The organism is Pseudomonas sp. MYb185, from assembly GCF_002979975.1.
In the GTDB taxonomy this organism is placed as follows: domain Bacteria; phylum Pseudomonadota; class Gammaproteobacteria; order Pseudomonadales; family Pseudomonadaceae; genus Halopseudomonas.
In genome coordinates, this window is sequence record NZ_PCQD01000002.1 from 368,246 (window position 1) to 388,758 (window position 20,513).

The following is a 20,513-nucleotide window of genomic DNA, read 5'->3' on the forward strand; positions in this document are numbered from 1 at the left end:
ATCAGGCCAGCACCTCGGCGAGGTTGCCCTTGCTTTCCAGCCACTGTTTGCGATCCCCGGCCCGTTTCTTCGCCAACAGCATGTCCATCAGCGCTTCGGTGCCGGCCATGTCATCCACGGTCAGTTGCACCAGACGGCGGGTATCCGGAGCCATGGTGGTCTCACGCAGTTGCAGCGGGTTCATCTCGCCCAGCCCCTTGAAGCGGGTGACCTGTATCTTGCCGCGCTTGCCCTCGGCTTCGATGCGGTCGAGGATGCCGGTCTTCTCCGCGTCATCCAGCGCATAGAACACCTCCTTGCCGATATCGATGCGATACAGCGGCGGCATGGCGACGAACACGTGGCCGGCTTCCACCAATGTGCGGAAATGCCGTACGAACAGCGCGCACAGCAGGGTCGCGATATGCAGGCCGTCGGAGTCAGCATCGGCCAGAATGCAGACCTTGCCGTAGCGCAGCTGGGACAGGTCCGGCGAGCCGGGGTCCACGCCGATGGCGATGGCGATGTTGTGTACTTCCTGGGACGCCAGCACCTGCCCGGAGTCGACTTCCCAGGTATTGAGGATCTTGCCGCGCAGCGGCATGATCGCCTGGAACTCCTTGTCCCGCGCCTGCTTGGCACTGCCACCGGCCGAGTCTCCTTCCACCAGGAACAGCTCGGAACGGCGGCTGTCCTGGCCAGCGCAGTCAGCCAGCTTGCCGGGCAATGCCGGGCCCTGGGTGATGCGCTTGCGTTCGATCTTCTTGCTCGCCTTCAGGCGGCGGCTGGCGTGGTCGATGGCCATCTCGGCAATCTGCTGGCCGATGTCGGCATGCTGGTTCAGCCACAGACTGAAGGCATCCTTGACCACCCCGGAAACAAAGGAGGCGGACTCCCGCGAGGACAGACGCTCCTTGGTCTGCCCGGAAAACTGCGGCTCGGCCATCTTCACCGACAGCACATAGCTGACCCGCTCCCAGACATCTTCCGGCGCCAGCTTGACGCCGCGCGGCAGCAGATTGCGAAACTCACAGAATTCGCGGATGGCCTCCAGCAGCCCGGAGCGCAGGCCATTGACGTGGGTGCCGCCCTGGGCAGTCGGAATCAGGTTGACGTAGCTTTCCTGCACCAGCTCACCGCCCTCCGGCTGCCAGAACAGTGCCCAGTCCACTGCCTCCTTGCTGGAGGCCAGCGCACCGGTGAAAGGCGCCTCCGGCAGGGTTGGCCATTGCGCGCAGGCGTCCACCAGATAGTCACGCAGGCCATCTTCGTAATACCAGCTGGTCTTCTCGCCGGATTGGCGATCATCGAAATCGACACGCAGGCCGGGGCACAGGACCGCCTTGGCCTTGAGCAGGTGCAACAGGCGATTGATATTGAATTTCGGTGTATCGAAATAGCTGCCGTTGGGCCAGAACTTCACCGTGGTACCGGTATTGCGCTTGCCCACGGTCCCCACCACTTCCAGCTCGCTGACCTTGTCGCCATTCTCGAAGGCGATGGCATATTCCTGACCGTCACGCCGCACCCGCACCTCCAGCCGCAGCGACAACGCATTGACCACGGAGATGCCCACCCCGTGCAAGCCACCGGAAAACTGGTAGTTCTTGCCGGAGAACTTGCCGCCGGCGTGCAGCCGGGTGAGGATCAGCTCGACCCCGGAGACCCCTTCCTCGGGGTGGATGTCCACCGGCATACCGCGCCCGTCATCGATGACTTCCAGAGCATTGTCCTGATGCAGGATCACGGTGATGGCGCGGGCATGCCCGGCCAGCGCCTCGTCAACGCTGTTGTCTATGACTTCCTGGGCAAGGTGGTTGGGGCGAGTGGTGTCGGTGTACATGCCCGGGCGGCGACGCACCGGGTCCAGACCGCTGAGTACTTCAATATCATCGGCGTTATAGGACGATTGGGACATAGAGTGTCTGGTTTTCCTTGATCAATCAGAGCGGACACGACCTGCCATCGTGGTGGGTCAGCATAGCATCCTATCCTCCCCCACCGCATGCTGCCAGCGATGGAAGAGGCCCCTCGCTGTAGTTCATCTAATAGCCGGATGCACCGGCCTGTGGCAGGAAACTGCCCGGCGGCAGACGCGAGACGGCGGTGTCAATCCGGCCATCATCATACAGGCGCAGCCAGCGATAACCCGGTGGCTGGTTGTCGGTGGCAAAATCACTACTGGCCACGGCGAATTGCACGCAGGTCGAGGGCGACGCCAGCAGGCGCATGGTGCCGCGCCGCTGTTCGAGCTGCTGGTGGATATGCCCCCAGAGCACCCCACGCACTTGCGGCTCGGCATCCAGCCGGGCCAGCAGCTGGTCGGCATTGCCCAGTCCGATCGGCTCCATCCAGTCACTGCCGATCGGCACCGGATGATGGTGCAGGCAGACCAGCACATGGCGCTGACCGGCGCTGCTCAACGCCTGGTCCAGGCGCGCCAGTTGCTGCTGGTCCAGATACCCGGCGACGCTGCCCGACACACTCGAATCCAGCAGCACGATACGCCACTGGCCGATATCGACCCAGTCACGATTGAGCCCGCGCTCCTCCCCCAACTCGGCCATCAGCACGGCATCGTCATGGTTGCCGGGAATCCAGTGACATGGCTGCGGAATGCGTGCCACGGCATCGATGAAGCGTTCATAGGCCGCGGCCGAGCCGTCCTGGGTGATATCACCGGTGGCCAGCACCAGATCGATCTGCGGACATTCGTCGAGCACCTGGTCGATCACGGCGTTCAGCGAAGCCAGGGTATCGAGCCCCAGCAGGCGCTGCTGCGGATCGGCAAAGAGATGGCTGTCCGTCAGCTGTACTACGCAGATGGAGTCAGCGGAATTAATGGCGTCGGATGGTGGCATCTGGCCCGCTCCTGAAAATGTACCCGACATGATCGCAACAGACGCAGCGACAATCCAGTGACTGGCTCACACTTGCGAACAGATTTACCAGCGAAACACATCAGCCCCACAACGCGCAGGCCACTGGCGTAGCGCAGGAGCGCTACACCCCGGGGCTACGTCATTGCGCGTCCACAGGATGAAGCAATCCACGGGCACGGCCGCAGCCAGCAGACACGGGGTCGCCTGGGCTCAGCGGTCGATCAGCACCGGCTGCGCGCTCTGACCATAGCGTTGACAGTACCCCAGCCATTCACCGAGGAACAGGTTGAGCTGGTACTTCTCGTCCGGTTGCAACATCTGCTCATTGGGGTAGGGATAGACCCCACGAAAACGTCGGCGGTTGTAGGCGGCCACCACCTCGGCCATGCGTGCGTCATGATACAGACGCACCTCCATGCTCGGTGGCGCGAGCCAGTCATGCTGTCGCTCATGGCGCAACTGCAGCGTGGTGGTGTAGCGGCAACGCTCGATCACCCGCATCACCAGCCGCTGTGGCTGCTCGTCGGCGTCAAGCAGGATGTGTCGCTCATCCTGCATGGCCATGTCCGGCATCAATTGACGCAAACGGAAGAAATTGGTCTCGCACACCGCCTGCAGCGAAGACAGATCCACCCGGTAACGGGGCTTACCAGCCACCAGCATGGTCATGGTCGTGGGCCCGCCTGCTCGCGCAGCCTCTGCCCATGCAGCTCAAGCCATTGCAAGGCGATGATGCTCGCGGCATTGTCGATGCGCCCCTGCTCCAGAGCCTGCAAGGCCTCGCTGCGCGACAGGACGCTGACGCGGATATCCTCGCCTTCCTCGGCCAAACCATGCACGCCGCCCACGCCACGGCTATCCACCGTGGCGCAATACAGGTGGACCTGCTCGTTGCTGCCGCCCGGCGAGGGAAAATAGCGGGTGATGGGGGTCAGTTGCAACAATTGGAGACCCGCCTCCTCCTGCGCTTCGCGATGGGCTACCTGTTCGGCACTTTCGTCGGCGTCGAACAGGCCGGCGACCAGTTCCAGCATCCACGGGCTGGCACGCTTGTCCAGCGCCCCGACGCGCATCTGCTCGACCAGCACCAGCGCATCCTGCCAGGGATCGTAGGGCAGCACGCATACCGCGTCCGGACGCACGAACAGCTCCCGACGTAACTCCGGCCCCCAGCCACCGGCGAACAGGCGGTGACGCAGGGTCAGTACATCCAGCCGGTAAAAGCCACGAAAGCCCGGTTCACGGCGCAGGATCTCGACATCCTGCTGATTGAAATCGGTCAAGTAAACGCCCCTGAAAAAAGACAAACCCAATGGTCGAGCTTTTAAACTCGCATATCAGAGCGGGCCGAGGCAAGGACTGACCCATTTCAACGGCGAATGGTCATGCTGCTGCCGAGCGTGCACCATCGCGAAGGGACGGGGTGTAGCGCGCCTGCGCTACGCCGGGTGAGCTTGCAGCGGCGCTGTCGTCGAGCCGGCGCTCGACAACCCGTGCTGGCGCCCCCTGCTCGACTCGACGCCTAGGCGAGCAGGCTGGAACTCTCGACACCCCCGTCTCCCTCCGCGGGAGCATGGACGTCTGCCCTACACCTTCTGGTACAGCTGCGAACCGGTCTGGCGGAACTCCGAGGACTTGGCCTTCATGCCCTCCTCCACCGCCACGTCGACTGCCTCGATACGCTGGGCCGCGGCGTATTCACGCACCTCCTGGGTGATTTTCATCGAGCAGAACTTCGGCCCGCACATGGAACAGAAATGGGCCACCTTGGCCGACTCCTTGGGCAGCGTCTCGTCATGGAAGGCGCGGGCAGTGTCCGGGTCCAGGCCAAGGTTGAACTGGTCCTCCCAGCGGAACTCGAAGCGCGCCTTGGACAAGGCATTGTCGCGAATCTGCGCGCCCGGATGCCCCTTGGCCAGATCCGCCGCGTGGGCAGCGATCTTGTAGGTGATGATGCCGGTCTTCACGTCATCGCGGTTGGGCAGGCCCAGGTGCTCCTTGGGTGTGACATAGCAGAGCATGGCGCAGCCGAACCAGCCAATCATCGCCGCGCCGATGCCCGAGGTGATATGGTCATAACCCGGCGCGATATCGGTGGTCAGCGGCCCCAGGGTATAGAACGGCGCCTCATCACAGCATTCCAGCTGCTTGTCCATGTTCTCCTTGATCAGTTGCATCGGCACATGGCCGGGCCCTTCGATCATCACCTGTACATCGTGTTTCCAGGCAATCTTGGTCAGCTCGCCGAGGGTTTCCAGCTCACCGAACTGGGCCTCGTCGTTGGCGTCGGCAATCGAACCCGGGCGCAGGCCATCGCCCAGGGAGAAGGACACGTCGTAGGCCTTCATGATCTGGCAGATGTCCTCGAAATGGGTATAGAGGAAGTTTTCCTGGTGATGCGCCAGACACCACTTGGCCATGATCGAGCCACCACGGGACACGATGCCGGTGACCCGCTTGGCGGTCATCGGTACATAGCGCAGCAGTACCCCGGCATGAATGGTGAAGTAATCCACGCCCTGCTCGGCCTGCTCGATCAGCGTATCGCGGAAGATCTCCCAGGTCAGGTTCTCGGCGATGCCGTCGACCTTCTCCAGCGCCTGGTAGATGGGTACGGTGCCGATCGGCACCGGCGAGTTGCGGATGATCCACTCGCGGGTCTCATGGATATTCTTGCCGGTGGACAGGTCCATCACCGTATCCGATCCCCAGCGAATACCCCAGGTCATCTTCTCGACCTCTTCCTCGATACTCGATCCCAGCGCCGAATTGCCGATATTGCCGTTGATCTTCACCAGGAAGTTGCGGCCGATGATCATCGGCTCCAGCTCGGTGTGGTTGATGTTGGCCGGAATGATCGCCCGGCCCCGGGCGATTTCCTCGCGCACGAACTCGGCGGTGATTTCCTTGGGGATACTGGCGCCGAAGCTGTGACCCGGATGCTGCTCGGCGAGCAGACCGGCGGCACGCGCCTCCTGCAGTTTCATGTTCTCGCGAATCGCCACGAACTCCATTTCCGGCGTGATGATGCCTTTGCGAGCGTAGTGCATCTGCGTCACGTTGTGCCCGGCCTTGGCCCGGCGCGGAGTACGCAGGTGGGCAAAGCGCATGTGATCAAGTGATGAATCGGACAGACGGGCATTGCCGAACTCGGAGCTGAGGCCCGGCAATACCTCGGTATCAGCCCGCTCCTCGATCCACACGCTGCGCACATCCGGCAGCCCTGCACGCAGGTCGATATTCACTTCCGGGTCGGTATAGGGGCCGGAGGTGTCATACACCAATACCGGTGGATTCCTTTCCACACCCTGGTCGGTACGGGTATCGGCCAGGCTGATCTCGCGCATGGGCACGCGAATATCGGCCCGCGATCCGGTCACGTATATCTTGCGCGAATTGGGCATGGGCTGGGTGGCGGCACCATCGGCACCGGAACGGGCAATGGCGGTATCAGGCAAGCGACTGGTCATTATTATGCTCCACTGTATGACAATTACAGGGAACCGAAGCGGCACGGGCCAGCACCCCGGGAACGGGGCAATGCAGAGGTGCGCATCTCGATTCCTACGCCGGTACTAACCGGATCAGGTTCAACGGGTGAAGTCTCAGCCGGCACAAAAGCGTCGGCACCCCGTCAAGATGAGCCTGCAGCTTAGAGCCTCTGCTCCCAGGCGGCAAGCCCGGCGGGTGAAAAGCCGCTACGCTTGCCCTTGACCGGCGGCCTGCAGCTCTTTAGCCTTGGTGGATTAACTCAGTCCCTCATGCGAAGGATCTCTGCATGCTGCGCCCTCTTTATGTTGCCATCGTGCTGGCTGGCCTGTCCGGTCCGGCCCTGGCCAAGTCCGATCTGCTGACCATTTATCAGGAAGCCCTGCTCAACAGCGCCGACCTGGCCGCCGCCGAGGCCGATGCCCTGGCCCGCCAGGAAGTGCTGCCCCAGGCCCGCGCCCTACTGCTGCCGAATATCGGCCTGGGCGCCGGTGTGGCCCGTGAACACGTGGATATCGAAGATCGCGGCAGTGACAGCTATTCCACGCATTATTACCAGGCCAGCCTGACCCAGCCGCTGTTCCGTGCCGACCGCTGGTTCAACTACCAGGCCGCCAAGTCCCAGACCGAGCAGGCGCGGGTCGAGTTTTCGGCGGTGCAGCAGCAACTGATCATGGATGTGGCCCAGGCCTACTTCAACGTGCTGCGCGCTTCCGACAACCTGGCCACCGCCCGCGCCGAGGAAGCTGCCTTCGAGCGTCAGCTGGAGCAGGCCCGTGAGCGCTTCGAAGTGGGCCTGTCGGCCCGTACCGACGTGCTGGAAGCCCTGGCCGGATTCGACACCGCCCGCGCCACACGGATTACCGCCACTACCAACCTGGATGTCAGCTATCAGGCACTGACCCGGTTGACCAACCGCGACCACCCGGAACTGCTGGGCATGGGCCATGATCTGCCGATTCTGGCGCCGACCCCTGGCGACATGCAGCAGTGGGTTGATACCGCCGCAGCGCAGAACCTGTCATTGCAGGCCTACCGCCTGGCGATCGACAGCGCCTCCGACGCGCTGCGCAGCAGCAAGGCCGGCTATGCGCCGGCAGTGGATGCCTTTGTGCGTTACAACGACAGCTACGGCGGAGCCCGCCTGGGCGGCGTTGGTGCGGGTATCAGCGGCACCGGCGACACCGAGCTGACCCAGTTCGGCGTGGAAATGACCCTGCCGCTGTTCACCGGTGGTGGCACCACCTCGCGGGTACGCGAATCCACCTTCCGCCTGACCCAGGCCGAGCAGGCCAGCGAAGCCGAATTGCGGCGTATCGTCGAGCGCACACGCAACCTGTTCCGCACCGTGACCTCCAGTGTCGAAGAAGTCGAAGCCCGGCGTCAGTCGATCATTTCCTCCAAGGCGGCACTGGATGCCACCCAGACCGGATATGAAGTGGGTACCCGTAACGTGGTCGACGTGCTGGATGCGCAACGCAATCTGTATCGCGCGGTACGTGACTACAACGATGCACGCTACAACTACATCATCGACAATCTCGGTCTGAAACAGGCTGCCGGCACCCTCAGCCCGCAGGATCTGGAAGACCTCTCGGCGTGGCTGAACCCCGACTACAATCCGGATCGCGATTTCATCCCGCCATTTACCGAGCAGGAAATCCGTCGCATGAACATCGGTGGCAGCCAGCCGCAACCGACCCCGGATGAGCAACAGCGGCGCATGCGTACGTCGTTCTGAAGGGAATGCCAGGGGTGTAGCGCGCCTGCGCTACGCCCAGTGCTTCGGGTTGTCGAGCGCCGGCTCGACGACAGTACCACCGCAGGCCCACCCGGCCTAGCGCAGGCGCGCTACCCCCCTTTTTCACAACAGCCGCGCAATCCCCTGCAGCAACTTCTCCAGCGCGCCCTGGTTGGCTTCCACTACTGCCTGACCTGCCGCACCGGCCTGCCGGGCGGCTTCGGTATCGCCAAACCAGCCCGCCACCTGCCCGGCCAGCGCCTCGCTATCGGCCACCTCGACCAACGCCCCGGCACCCTCCAGCAATTCGCTGATTTCGGTAAAGTTGAATCGGTGTGGCCCGGACAGCACCGGCAACCCCAGCGCCGCCGGTTCCAGATAGTTATGCCCGCCGCCGGCAATCAGTGAGCCGCCGACAAAGGCCACATCCGCACAGGCATAGAACTGCATCAGCTCGCCCATGGTATCGCCGAGAAACACCTGGTCCGCCATGCCCGGCATCGCACCCTCGCTGCGCCGCACCATGCTCAGCCGCGCCTGCTGGATCTGCCGGGCGACCCCATCAAAACGCTCGGGGTGGCGCGGCACCAGAATCAGCAGTGCCTGCGGGTGCTGCTGCACGATCTGCTGATGCGCGGCAAGAATGACCTCATCTTCCCCGGCGTGGGTGCTGGCAGCAATCCATACTGGCCGCTCGCCCCACTGCGCTCGCCACTGGCCAGCCTTCTCCATGAGTGCGGCGGCGGGTTTCAGATCGAACTTGATACTGCCGGTCACCGTCAGTGCCGGCTGCCGCACGCCGAGTGCGAGAAAGCGCTCGGCTTCGGCGGCACTCTGCACCGCCACCCAGTCCAGCGCCGCAAACATCGGTCGCACCAGCCAGGCGACCCGCTGATAGCCACGCGCCGAGCGCACCGACAACCGCGCATTGGCCAGCACCACCGGCACACGAGCGCGCTTGCATTCGGCCACCAGGTTCGGCCACAGCTCGGTTTCCATGATGATGGCGATACGCGGCTGCAGGCGGCGGATCAACCGGCGCTGCAGCCAGGGCAGGTCATAGGGCAGATAGGCGTGACCTACCTGGTCACCGAACAGCTGGCGGATCTGCTGTGAACCGGTCGGCGTCATGCAGGTGATGGTGATCGGCAGCTGTGGGTGACGCTTGAGCAGCTCCCGCACCATGGGCGCGGCGGCAATGGATTCGCCCACCGATACCGCATGCACCCAGATACCGCCGGCACGCAGCTCCCCGCCCAGGGCGAAACGCTCGGGCCAGCGCCGCGCATAGGCCGGGGCGCGCCAGGCGCGATACAGCAGGCGCGCCAGAATCAGCGGCAGACACAGGGTAAAGATCAGGCTGTACAGAAAACGGGGCATGCACTTCTCCAGTACCGGAACGCGGCATAGAGTAGCAGAAGTGACCTGTGAGGCTGCGGATGGCTATACTACAGACCCTTTCATCCGGTCATATTGCGGAGCCCATGAGCACACCCCTGCACACCGACATCTGTATCCTCGGCGGCGGCATCGCCGGCCTCTGGCTGAACGCGCGCCTGCGCCAGCAGGGTTTCAGCACCCTGCTGATCGAGCCGCACACCCTGGGTGGCGGGCAAAGCAGCAAGTCGCAGGGCATCATCCATGGTGGTACCAAATATGCGCTGCATGGCAAGCTGACCACCGCTGCCGAGGCGATCGCCGGCATGCCGGCACGCTGGCGCGCCTGCCTGGATGGCAGTGGTGAGCTGGATCTGCGCGGGGTGAACGTGTTGTCCGCACATCATTACCTGTGGTCACCTGGCAACCTGATCAGTAACCTGGCTGGGTTCTTTGCCAGCAAGGCCCTGCGCGGCCGGGTGGACAGCGTCAAGGGCGGCGACCTGCCACCGGTGTTCTCCAACCCCGCGTTCAAGGGCAAGGTCTACCGCCTGGGTGAGTTGGTGCTGGATGTACCCGATGTGGTACGCCGGCTGGCCGAGCTGGGCGGCAACAGCCTGATCTGCGGCACGGTCCAGGTCAGCGGTGACAGCAGCACCGGCATCGGCGCGCTGCAGGTCGATGGCCAGCGTATCGAAGCCCGGCGCTACGTGCTGGCGGCCGGCGAAGGCAACGAGGCCCTGCTGCACAGCGCCGGTATAAGCCAACCGGCCATGCAGCGTCGGCCGCTGCAAATGGTACTGGTCAAGGGGCCGGCACTGCCGGCGCTGTATGCCCACTGCCTGGGCAGCAGCCCGAAACCGCGCGTTACCGTTACCACCCATCCCTGCGCTGACGGCCAGTGGTGCTGGTATCTGGGGGGCGAACTGGCGGAACAGGGGACCGACATGAGCGCCCCTGCTCTGATCGAACGGGCGCAGAGGGAAATGGCCGAACTGCTGCCGTGGGTCGATCTGCAGGGCTGCCAGTGGGCGACCTTGCCGGTCACCCGTGCCGAACCGGCGCAAAGTGGCCTGGTCCGGCCCGACAACGCCTATCTCCAGGCAGTCGGCAACAGTCTGGTGTGCTGGCCGACCAAACTCGCACTGGCCCCTGACCTCAGTGATCAGGCCATCGCCGAACTGCAACGCCAGGCGATCCAGCCGCAGTGTGCGCAGCCCGTCACCAGCCTGCCGCAGCCACGGATCGCGCCACCGGCATGGGATACCCTGTTCTCATGAACACACTGCACCCATATCACCGTCCGCTCGGCAGCACCGGCCTGAGCGTCTCACCGCTCGGCCTGGGCACGGTGAAGATCGGCCGCAACCAGGGGGTCAAATACCCCAGTGGTTTCGAGTTGCCGGATGATCAGCAGATACGCGAGCTGCTGGCCTTGAGCCGGGAGCTGGGGATCAACCTGCTGGACACCGCGCCTGCCTATGGTATCAGCGAACAACGGCTGGGCCCGCTGCTGGTGGGCCAGCGGCAGGACTGGGTGCTGTGCAGCAAGGTCGGCGAGGAGTTCGCCGATGGCGAGTCCTGGTTCGATTTCAGCGCCACACATACCCGGCAGTCGGTGGAACGCTCGCTACAGCGGCTGCATACCGATTACCTGGACCTGGTACTGGTACATTCCAACGGGGATGACCTGAACGTGCTTGCCGAAGAGGCCTACCCGACGCTGCAGCAATTGAAGCAGGAAGGCCTGATCCGCGCCTTCGGCTTTTCCGGCAAGACCGTCGCCGGCGGCCTGCGGGCACTGGAACAGGGGGACTGCGCCATGGTCACCTGGAATCTGCGGGAACAGACCGAACGTCCGGTTCTCGATTTCGCGCTGTCACACAACAAGGGCATTCTGGTAAAAAAAGCACTCGCCAGCGGGCATATCTGCCTGCAGGGCGAGGACCCGATCAGTGCCGGATTCGAGCTGGTATTCAGCCATCCGGCTGTCAGCAGCGCCATTATCGGCACTATCAACCCGGTGCACCTGACACAGAACGTCGCTACTGCCGCACGCATTCTGGAGCGATCGAACAAGCACAACGACTGAAGCACGGTACAGCAAGCCAACGAGGGGGCGTCATGGCCAAAATCATTGCCCGCAGGAATCCCGTCGCGTTCAAGACGCAGGCCATTCACGTCCAGAGCAGCCCCGAGGTGCTACGCTACTCCCCGGTCGGCAACCCGCTCAGCTTCGATCAGATGCTCGCGCTGCGCCAGCCGGTGCAGGTGGCCGATCCGGAATGCTTCGAGCTGACGGTGGCCAACCTCGGGGTGTCCGCCGATATCACCTTCCAGTGGCAGCAGCGGGAGTTCCGCCTGCTGGTCAGGCAACAACGCCCCGATCGCGGTGATGATGTACTGAAGCTGCTGTCCGGTTATGTACCGGCCCATGAACTGCGCCTGCCGCTGCTGACGCTGATGACCGAGCTGGCCGAAGAGCTCCTGCTGGAAACCGGCCAAGGCTGGCTGCCCGGACGCTATCAGGATGTCTGGCTACCAGCGCCCTATGCCGATACCCTGCCGGCAGACCCCAAACGCTGGTTCAGCCTCACTCCCCATCAGGGCGCCGCCCGCGCGGTGCTGTGCCGTGAGCTGAACCTGCTGGAACGGCCCCGGGCCTATGTGCATCTGCCAACCAATTCGCTGCAACTGGTCTATCACATGCGTCTGGTCCCGCCGTCCTGCCATGATCTCAGCGCGCTGCATGCGGATGAATTTCTCGATGCGCAAAGCGGTCAGTTGCATGCACGCCTGGATCATCACCAGCCCGACCTGTACCTCGCCGAACTGCGCGATGGCGTAGCCAGCGGTCGCCTGTTCACGCTGGAACAGGGTGAGCTGGTCGAACAGCAACACCCCCAGCTGCTGCTCAGTGAAGCCTTCGCTCCCCAGCGCGGTTGGGTGGTCGCCGAATCCAACTGGCCATGGCCGGATGGCCTGGCGTTCCCCTGAAGTGCTAGAATAGCTAGCCGCCCCGCCACCGCAAACCCATAGCAAGTCGTTGAAAGACACAGTAAAAAGTCGTTTTTCCACGGATTGTTAGACCATGGTCGGAGTGCAACCTCAGCCAGCTGTTACCTAGACTGCCGGCTGTTCGAAATCACCCACTGGTATCTGATCCATGTACAAAAATCGTATTCGCATGCCTGCGCTGCATGACAAGGTCATGAGCGCGGCAGACGCTGCTTTATTGATCGAAGACGGCATGACCGTCGGCATGAGTGGCTTTACCCGTGCCGGGGAAGCCAAGGCAGTACCACTGGCGCTGGTCGAGCGCGCCAGGCAGCAACCACTGAAGATCAGCCTGCTGACCGGGGCCAGCCTGGGCAACGACCTGGACAAGCAGATGACCGAAGCCGGTGTGCTGGCCCGCCGCATGCCCTTCCAGGTAGACGCCACCCTGCGCAGGGCCATCAACCAGGGTGAGGTGATGTTCATCGACCAGCACCTGTCCGACACCGTCGAGCAGATGCGCAACCATCAGCTGAAGCTGCCCGATATCGCGGTTATCGAAGCCGTTGCCATCACCGAGGAAGGCCACATCGTACCGACTACCTCGGTGGGCAACTCCGCCAGCTTCGCAATCTTCGCCAAGCAGGTGGTGGTCGAGATCAACCTGGCGCACAACCCGAACCTGGAAGGCCTGCACGACATCTACATTCCGACCTATCGGCCGACTCGCACGCCCATTCCCCTGGTCAGCTCCGACCAGCGCATCGGCAGCACCGCGATTCCGATCGATCCGGCGAAGATCGCCGCCATCGTCATCACCGACCAGCCCGACTCCTACTCCACGGTCACGCCGCCGGACGAGGACACCCAGGGCATCGCCGATCACCTGGTGGCCTTCTTCGAGAAGGAAGTGGCAGCCGGTCGCCTGCCGAACAACCTTGGCCCGCTGCAGGCCGGCATCGGTAATATCGCCAACGCCGTGATGTGCGGCCTGATCAACTCCCCCTTCGAGGATCTGGTGATGTACTCCGAAGTGCTGCAGGACTGCACCTTCGAGCTGATCGACGCCGGCAAGATGAAGTTCGCCTCCGGCTGCTCCATCACCCTGTCCGGGCGCTGCAACGAGCGCGTGTTCGGCAACCTGGAGAAGTACAAGGACAAGCTGGTGATGCGTCCACAGGAGATGTCCAACCACCCGGAAATCGTCCGACGCCTGGGCATCATCGGCATCAACACCGCCCTGGAGTTCGATATCTACGGTAACGTGAACTCGACCCATGTCGGCGGCACCAGGATGATGAACGGCATCGGCGGTTCCGGTGACTTCGCCCGCAACGCCAACCTGGCGATCTTCGTCACCAAGTCGATCGCCAAGGGCGGCGCCATCTCCAGCGTGGTGCCCATGGTCAGTCACGTGGACCACACCGAGCATGACGTCGACATCCTGGTCACCGAACAGGGCCTGGCCGACCTGCGTGGCCTGGCACCGCGCGAGCGCGCCCGGGCGGTCATCGACAACTGCGTCCATCCGGAGTACCGCGACGCCCTGAACGATTACTTCGAGCGCGCCTGCGCCAAGGGCGGCCATACCCCGCACCTGCTGCGCGAGGCGGTCGAATGGCACCTGAACCTGGAAGAGTTCGGTCATATGCGCGCCGCCGGCTGATAGCCAGCAGCGCCTCGGCGGGCTCCCACGACAGAAAGTGCGGGCCTGCCAGATCGGCGACGTAGCAACCTGGTGTGGGAGCGCCGCCTCCCAACGGGGTGTAGCGCCGCCAACAGACTCACAGCAGCCCCCACCTGATGTCGTCGCGCAGGCGCGCGACAACCCGAGAACCACTCGACCCGGTAGGCAGCACTCCATACAACCCTGAAAGCATGACTCCCTTCTCAAAACCAGCAGCAATTGCTGTCTGCCTACGCATCTGTGATCTGCAACACACCAGCTGACAATCCGTATTGATAGGCTCTGACATCATCCAGCCAGCTCAAGGGATTGCCATGGACGCCCACCCCGACCGCTTCGCTGCCCAAGGTATACGGATTCTGCTGCTGTGGCTGCTCACCGCTGCACCCGGGCTGTCGGCCGTCAGCAGCGAGACCAGTAGCCAGCGGCAAACCGATTTCAGCGACCGCAACTACACACCAAATCGCCAGATCAATGTCAGCAAGCCGGTCAGGCCAACCACAGCCCGCGCCGCAGCCAGTACCGACAACAGGGTCATCCAGAGCAATATGGAAAAGGTGAAGTGGGTCGACGCCCGGGGAGTGGAGACCCAATACCAGATGTACTACGAACACGACAGCAACACGTTGGACTTTGCCAGCGTCTGCAGCAACCATCGCAAGGGTTCAATCGATTATCGCAACTGCCGCAAGGCAGCCAGGCAATGGTTCGGCGGCAAATGCAACGGTGGCAGCACTCCCGGGAGAATGTACTGCCATGCCCGCAATGCCTTCCGGCCCTGAGCTAAATGCGGTTCAATGCGCCGAGGATGGCGGGGAAAGCAGACAAGCAGGAGAGGTCGGGCTAAGACAGTCGCTCAGCCGACATCCTTCTCGCGAATCTTCTCCACGATCGCCGTGGTCGAGCAGCTGTCGACGAACTTCAACACCTTCACCTCACCGCCGTAGGCCTGCACTATGGGCGCGCCGACCACCTGGTCGATGCCATAGTCACCGCCCTTGACCAGCACATCAGGGCGTACCTGCTGCAGCAGGGCTTCGGGGGTGTCCTCGGCAAAGCTGACCACCCAGTCCACCGACTCCAGACCGGCCAGTACCGTCATCCGCCGCTCCACCGCATTGATCGGACGGCCCGGCCCCTTCAGACGGGTCACTGAGGCATCGTCATTGATCGCCACCACCAGACGGTCGCCCTGGCTACGTGCCTCTTCCAGATAACCGACATGACCGGCATGGATGATGTCGAAACAGCCGTTGGTGAATACGATCCGCTCACCATGTGCGCGCGCATCCTCCACAGCGACCAGCAGTTGCTCAGTCGACATGACCCCGCGGCCAGCCCCCTGGGTCTGCTGAACTGCCCGGCGCAACTCAGGTGCACTGATCGCCGCGGTCCCCAGCTTGCCGATGACGATGCCCGCCGCCAGATTGGCCAGACCCACCGCATTGGGCAGTGACTCACCAGCGGCCAATGCCGTAGCCAGGGTGGAAATCACCGTATCACCGGCACCGGTGACATCGAATACCTCACGAGCACGGGCCGGCAGATGCAATGCCGCCTCATCCTTGCGCAGCAGGGTCATGCCCTGCTCGCTGCGGGTCACCAGCAGTGCCTGCAGATCCAGCTCGGTGATCAGCGCCATGCCCTTGTCCACCAGCTCCTGCTCACTGGCGCAGTGGCCGACGACCGCCTCGAACTCGGACAGGTTCGGTGTAATCAGGGTCGCACCGCGATAGATCGAGAAATCCTTGCCCTTGGGATCGGCCAGTACCGGCAGGTTGCGCTCTCGCGCCAGCCGGATCAGCGCCTGGTGGTTGATCAGCGCGCCCTTGCCATAGTCGGAGAGAATCACCACCTTGACCTGGTCCAGCAGACCGCTGACGGTCTCCAGCATGGCCTCGCCGTCGGTGGCGAAGGGCTCTTCGAAATCCAGTCGCAGTAGTTGCTGGTGTCGGCTCATGACCCGCAGCTTGGTGATGGTCGGCTGTTCGGGATGGCTCTGGAATGCGCAATAGACGCCCGCCGCATTCAAGCGCTGCTGCAGGGTCTCGGCGGCCTCATCGGCACCGGTGACCCCAACCAGCCAGGCCGGTGCACCCAGCGCCGCAATGTTCAAGGCCACGTTGCCGGCACCGCCGGGGCGATCCTCGATCTGATCGACCTTGACTACCGGCACCGGTGCCTCCGGGGAAATACGCTGGGTCGGACCGTGCCAGTAGCGGTCCAGCATGACGTCACCCACTACCAGAACCGGTGCGGAATCAAAACGAGGCATGGTCAGTTTCATTGCATCACTCACTTGTATTCGGGTCCAGCCCTTCGGGCATGCTAAGTCTCAGACAGCCGGCGTCTCGTCCTGGAACTGCATGCTATGCAGCCGTGCATAGTAGCCGTTTTGTGCCATCAGTTCGGTGTGACTGCCGCGCTCGACTATCTTCCCCTGATCCATCACCATGATGATGTCGGCCTTCTCGATGGTCGACAGGCGGTGGGCGATCACCAAAGCGGTACGCCCCTCCATGACGCTATCCAGCGCTGCCTGGATATGCCGCTCCGATTCGGTATCCAGCGCCGAGGTCGCCTCGTCCAGAATCAGGATCGGAGCATCGCATAACAGCGCACGGGCAATGGCCAGGCGCTGGCGCTGTCCGCCGGACAGCAGCACGCCATTCTCCCCCACCAGGGTATCGAAGCCCTGGGGCAACTGCTCGATGAACTCCCGGGCATAGGCGGCTTCCGCTGCCTCGATGATCGCTTCACGCGGTGCGCCGGCCAGGTCACCATAGGCGATATTATTGGCCACCGTATCATTGAACAGCGTCACATGCTGGGTCACCAGCGCTATGTGCTTGCGCAGATTGCGCAGCCGATATTCTTCCACCGCAACGCCGTCAATCAGGATCTGGCCCTGATCATGGTTGTAGAAACGGGGGATCAGATTGGCCAGGGTCGATTTGCCGCTACCGGAACGACCAACCAGCGCCACCATCTGTCCCGGCTCGATAGTAAAGTTGATGTCCTGTAATACCTGCTTGTCGGAACCAGGATAGCGGAAGGACAGCTCGCTCACCTCGATACGGCCACTGACACGGTCACGCTCGATACGCCCGGTATCCTTCTCGGGCTCTTCGTCCAATTGCTCGAAGATACTCTCGGCGGCGGCGATACCCTTCTGGATATTGGCGCTGACCTCGGACAACTGACGGATCGGCTTGGGCAATAGGCCGGCAGCGGTGATATAGGACACCAGGTCACCAGCGGTCGCATCACCGCGCAGAAACAGCACCAGGAACATCACCCCGGCCATCGCCCCGTAGGTCACCAGCTGCAAGGTGGGAGTGAACACAGCCCCGGTGCGCACCATCTTCAGGCCGCGCAGACGGTTGTTCTCACTGGCCAGGCGAAAGCGCTCGCTCTCATACTCCTCACCACCGAAGCTGCGTACCACCCGGTAACCGGTGATGGTCTCCGAGGTCACATGGGTGACATCGCCCATGGCCGTCTGGATCTTCCTGCTCTGCTTGCGAAACTTCTTGCTGGTGCTGTTGACCATCAGACCGATCAGCGGCAATACCGCCATCAGCACCAGCGTCAGCTTCCAGTTCATCCACAACAGATAACCGAACAGGAAGATCACTGTCATGCCTTCGCGGAACACCACCTTGATCGCATCGGTGGCCGCCCCGGTGACCATGGTCACGTTGAAGGTAACCCGGGACACAAGATGGCCGGAATTGTTGTTATCGAAATAGCGGTTGGGCAGTGTCAGCAGATTATCGAACAGGGCCGTGCGCAGATCGTGCACTACCCCCAGGGAGACCTTGGCGATGAAGTAGTTACCAAGATAGGAGCCGATCCCCTGGTACACGGCCACCAGAATGATGAACAGCGGAAAGCCCCAGATCAGTGGCACACCGAGAAACAGCGCCGAACTGCCCTCATTCAGTCCATCGACGAAATACTTCAGCATCCAGGCCATGGCTGGCTGGCTGGAAGCGAAGATCATGAAGCCGAAAATACTGACGGCGAAGGGCAGCCAGTAGGGTTTGACATAACCGAGCAGACGCAAATAGATGCGTGCACTTGAGCGGACAAAACTTTCTTTTCGAGAATCCGACATAAGCTCTTCGCGAAATGGAATCAGGCCGGGGAGTTTATCACAGCATAGAGCTGCGCTCCGGGTTGCCATCACCGGTACATACAAGCGCCATGATGGATGAGCCGCAGGCCCCGATACGGTAAACTACCGTTTTATCTCGGGAAGGTGGCATGCAGGCACTGGATTCAGCGCAATACAATCGCTGGCGCGACAATGCGGAGGTATTGGAGCGGGACGGACACGGCGAGAAGGTGCTGCGCCTTGCCGACGGCACCTTTCTCAAACTGTTCCGGCGCAAGAGCTGGTTTTCCAAAACCGCCTTCTACACGCCAGCCCAACGCTTCGCCGACAATGCGGCAGCCCTCCAGCGTCTGGGTATCCCCTGTCCCCATGTCCTGCAGCTTTATCGGCTGAGCAATCCATACCGCTCAGTGGTGCATTACGAACCACTGCCCGGCCTGACGCTGCGTCAACTGCTCACCCAGGACCCCAACCTGGATCAACTGGAACTCTTCGCTCGGCTGGCCGAATTCATCACCCACCTGCATGACGTCGGGGTCTATTTCAGGTCGCTACACATGGGCAATATCGTCCTGACGCCTGATAACAAGCTGGGGTTGATCGATATCTCCGATATGCGCTGCCTGGGCAGGCCGCTGTCCCGGCGGATGCGTGACAGGAACTACCAGCACCTGCTGCGCTACGAGGCGGATTGGGCACTGGTGAACCCGAATATCGGGACACTGTTCATGTTCAGCAAGGGATAGGCTGGCGGCGTCACGTCAGCCCACTCTCGGGCTGAGCAGGAGCAGAAGTACCTGCAGACCCAGCTCAGCGGGAAGGAACAGTTCGCTGCTGGGGCAACTCCCTCACCCAGAACAGTTCGTGCCGGCGCACCGCTTTTCGCAGATATTCATTGTCACCCGTGCTCGGCCAGCGCCTGCCAGCCAGCACGCGCTGGATATGACGACGCAGTCGACGCTTGAAGGGCAACGGAGGCTGCAGATCATGGTGCATCAACAACGCCATGGCCTTGTCCAACTGCTGATGCTCATCCAGCACATGACTGAACAGCTCATCCGCCGGCAATTCGACCAGCGCCGGTGGCAATGCCACACCGGTATTGGCATCTCCCATCGGCCAGCGATCATTGTCATGCAGGTGGTTGGCGTATAAAAATAGTCGCCTGGGCTGCCAGGCACTACGCTCCACTGCCTGAAAGAATGCCCGCGTGCAGGCGATATGGTCCGCATGGGGGTCCAGCTCAGGATGCGGCATGACCACAACCTCAGGTTTGAAATGCTCCAGGCAGGCTGCCAGATCTGCCACCAGGTTCGTCCATGTTGGCAGCCCATCGGCATCACCGGGCAAATCGATCGTGTTGAAACGTCGCGCGGACCGGATATCCATTTCACCGGACTCCTTCGACCCGAAGGCTTGCTCCGGCTGCGCCGCCATCGCCGGCAATTGCATGCAGTAATATCCCAGTTGCACACAGTCTGTCTGCCGTACACCGCCCCATAGCGGAATAGCCAGGCTATCCCAGACCCGCAGACGCCCCTTCAAGCGGGCCGCGGCCGCCTTCGCCAAACCGAGCCGTTGATAATGTCGCGCCTCGATCTCGCCCTGGGTAAGGGTAACGATACGCACCTTCTCAGTGCTGCTGTACAAGCCGAAAGCCGCCAACTCGGCATCGTCGGCATGGGGTGCAAGGATGAGCATGTTCTCTGCCTGTGGACTGGGCTGAGAGAAGACGAATAAACGAACACCAGGGGCGATAGAGCAGAATCGGCAACGAACGATCAGGTTGCCAGCTTGCAGCTGTGTCGCCTGGCCAGTGAGGTTCACATAGCGCACACCCCGCGCACCACGCTCAAAAGTTTGTCGGTCACGACCAATATGGATCACTGGATCCAGCAGCCAACCCAACCTGGAGCTACGCAACTCCACTCGCGCAATAAGTGTCGCCTGATCCAGATTGACCTGGCCATCGCCCGGCTCCAGCGTCCAACGGCCATCCACTACCCGCACCGCCATCGATGCAGTGTGTTCAGGGAAGCGATAACGGTAATCTCCCTGCGGCGAGTAGAACAGGTGATCGGCAAACCAGGCTTCATGCACCAGCCAAGCCAGCAGCAATCCCAGCGGAAACAGCCAGGGCGAGAACTCGATACTGACCATGGCCAATAATGCCAGAATACCCACCATGGCAACCCGTTTGTTACGCCGATAGCGCTTGAGCAGTTGCTGTTTACGCATGCC

The 20,513-nt window shown here is 62.3% G+C and carries 16 protein-coding genes and 1 riboswitch; of the genes, 7 read left to right on the plus strand and 9 right to left on the minus strand.

All coding sequences use genetic code 11. The features are described 5' to 3' along the window. Position 1 precedes the first annotated feature (1 nt). From parE to thiC, 5 genes are all read right to left on the minus strand, one after another. Positions 2-1,897, minus strand: a complete 1,896-nt coding sequence (parE, locus tag CQ007_RS04190; RefSeq protein WP_105643661.1) for a DNA topoisomerase IV subunit B — start codon at positions 1,895-1,897, stop codon at positions 2-4. Positions 1,898-2,024: 127 nt separating this feature from the next. Continuing rightward, complete coding sequence (cpdA, locus tag CQ007_RS04195) at positions 2,025-2,840, minus strand: 3',5'-cyclic-AMP phosphodiesterase (RefSeq protein WP_105643662.1); 816 nt, start codon at positions 2,838-2,840, stop codon at positions 2,025-2,027. Between the two features lie 231 nt (positions 2,841-3,071). Further along, positions 3,072-3,524, minus strand: coding sequence for a DUF1249 domain-containing protein (locus CQ007_RS04200; RefSeq protein WP_105643817.1), 453 nt, complete (start codon positions 3,522-3,524; stop codon positions 3,072-3,074). A gap of 2 nt (positions 3,525-3,526) precedes the next feature. Continuing rightward, positions 3,527-4,144 (minus strand): NUDIX domain-containing protein, encoded by a 618-nt coding sequence (locus CQ007_RS04205; RefSeq protein ID WP_105643663.1) that lies wholly within the window; start codon positions 4,142-4,144, stop codon positions 3,527-3,529. 303 nt (positions 4,145-4,447) lie between these two features. After that, entirely contained in the window at positions 4,448-6,331 is a 1,884-nt protein-coding gene (gene thiC / locus CQ007_RS04210; protein WP_105643664.1) for a phosphomethylpyrimidine synthase ThiC, read from the minus strand. A 74-nt stretch (positions 6,332-6,405) separates the two neighbouring features. After that, positions 6,406-6,505, minus strand: a riboswitch (TPP riboswitch). 134 nt (positions 6,506-6,639) lie between these two features. Here thiC and CQ007_RS04215 point away from each other — a divergent pair. Then, positions 6,640-8,091, plus strand: coding sequence for a TolC family outer membrane protein (locus CQ007_RS04215; protein ID WP_105643665.1), 1,452 nt, complete (start codon positions 6,640-6,642; stop codon positions 8,089-8,091). A 123-nt stretch (positions 8,092-8,214) separates the two neighbouring features. Here the strand turns inward: CQ007_RS04215 and waaA are convergent, their stop codons facing one another. After that, positions 8,215-9,471, minus strand: a complete 1,257-nt coding sequence (gene waaA, locus CQ007_RS04220) for a lipid IV(A) 3-deoxy-D-manno-octulosonic acid transferase (protein WP_105643666.1) — start codon at positions 9,469-9,471, stop codon at positions 8,215-8,217. A 104-nt stretch (positions 9,472-9,575) separates the two neighbouring features. On the opposite strand from waaA, the gene CQ007_RS04225 reads away from it, so the two are divergent. From CQ007_RS04225 to CQ007_RS04245, 5 genes are all read left to right on the plus strand, one after another. Continuing rightward, positions 9,576-10,748, plus strand: coding sequence for an FAD-binding oxidoreductase (locus tag CQ007_RS04225; RefSeq protein WP_105643667.1), 1,173 nt, complete (start codon positions 9,576-9,578; stop codon positions 10,746-10,748). After that, positions 10,745-11,560, plus strand: a complete 816-nt coding sequence (locus CQ007_RS04230) for an aldo/keto reductase (protein ID WP_105643668.1) — start codon at positions 10,745-10,747, stop codon at positions 11,558-11,560. Before CQ007_RS04225 ends, CQ007_RS04230 begins: the two co-directional genes overlap by 4 nt. Positions 11,561-11,592: 32 nt before the next feature. Beyond that, the gene (locus CQ007_RS04235) at positions 11,593-12,465 is read left to right on the plus strand and encodes a metal ABC transporter ATPase (protein ID WP_105643669.1); all 873 of its coding nucleotides are present in this window, start codon (positions 11,593-11,595) and stop codon (positions 12,463-12,465) included. A gap of 169 nt (positions 12,466-12,634) precedes the next feature. Continuing rightward, entirely contained in the window at positions 12,635-14,131 is a 1,497-nt protein-coding gene (locus CQ007_RS04240) for an acetyl-CoA hydrolase/transferase family protein (protein ID WP_105643670.1), read from the plus strand. Positions 14,132-14,466: 335 nt separating this feature from the next. Then, a complete protein-coding gene (locus CQ007_RS04245) occupies positions 14,467-14,934 on the plus strand; it encodes a hypothetical protein (protein WP_105643671.1) in 468 nt (155 codons plus the stop codon). Positions 14,935-15,008: 74 nt separating this feature from the next. Here CQ007_RS04245 and hldE read toward each other — a convergent pair whose 3' ends face one another. Both hldE and msbA read right to left on the minus strand, forming a co-directional pair. Next, on the minus strand, positions 15,009-16,439 hold the full coding sequence (gene hldE, locus CQ007_RS04250) for a bifunctional D-glycero-beta-D-manno-heptose-7-phosphate kinase/D-glycero-beta-D-manno-heptose 1-phosphate adenylyltransferase HldE (protein WP_105643672.1): 1,431 nt from the start codon (positions 16,437-16,439) through the stop codon (positions 15,009-15,011). Between the two features lie 48 nt (positions 16,440-16,487). Further along, positions 16,488-18,272 carry a lipid A export permease/ATP-binding protein MsbA gene (msbA, locus tag CQ007_RS04255; protein ID WP_105643673.1) on the minus strand — a complete coding sequence of 595 codons (1,785 nt, stop codon included), beginning with the start codon at positions 18,270-18,272 and terminating at the stop codon, positions 16,488-16,490. A 149-nt stretch (positions 18,273-18,421) separates the two neighbouring features. Here msbA and CQ007_RS04260 point away from each other — a divergent pair, with 149 nt between their 5' ends. Then, positions 18,422-19,018, plus strand: a complete 597-nt coding sequence (locus CQ007_RS04260; RefSeq protein ID WP_105643674.1) for a lipopolysaccharide kinase InaA family protein — start codon at positions 18,422-18,424, stop codon at positions 19,016-19,018. 64 nt (positions 19,019-19,082) lie between these two features. On the opposite strand, the gene CQ007_RS04265 is transcribed toward CQ007_RS04260, so the two are convergent. Beyond that, positions 19,083-20,510 carry a PIG-L deacetylase family protein gene (locus CQ007_RS04265; RefSeq protein ID WP_105643675.1) on the minus strand — a complete coding sequence of 476 codons (1,428 nt, stop codon included), beginning with the start codon at positions 20,508-20,510 and terminating at the stop codon, positions 19,083-19,085. Positions 20,511-20,513: the final 3 nt, after the last annotated feature.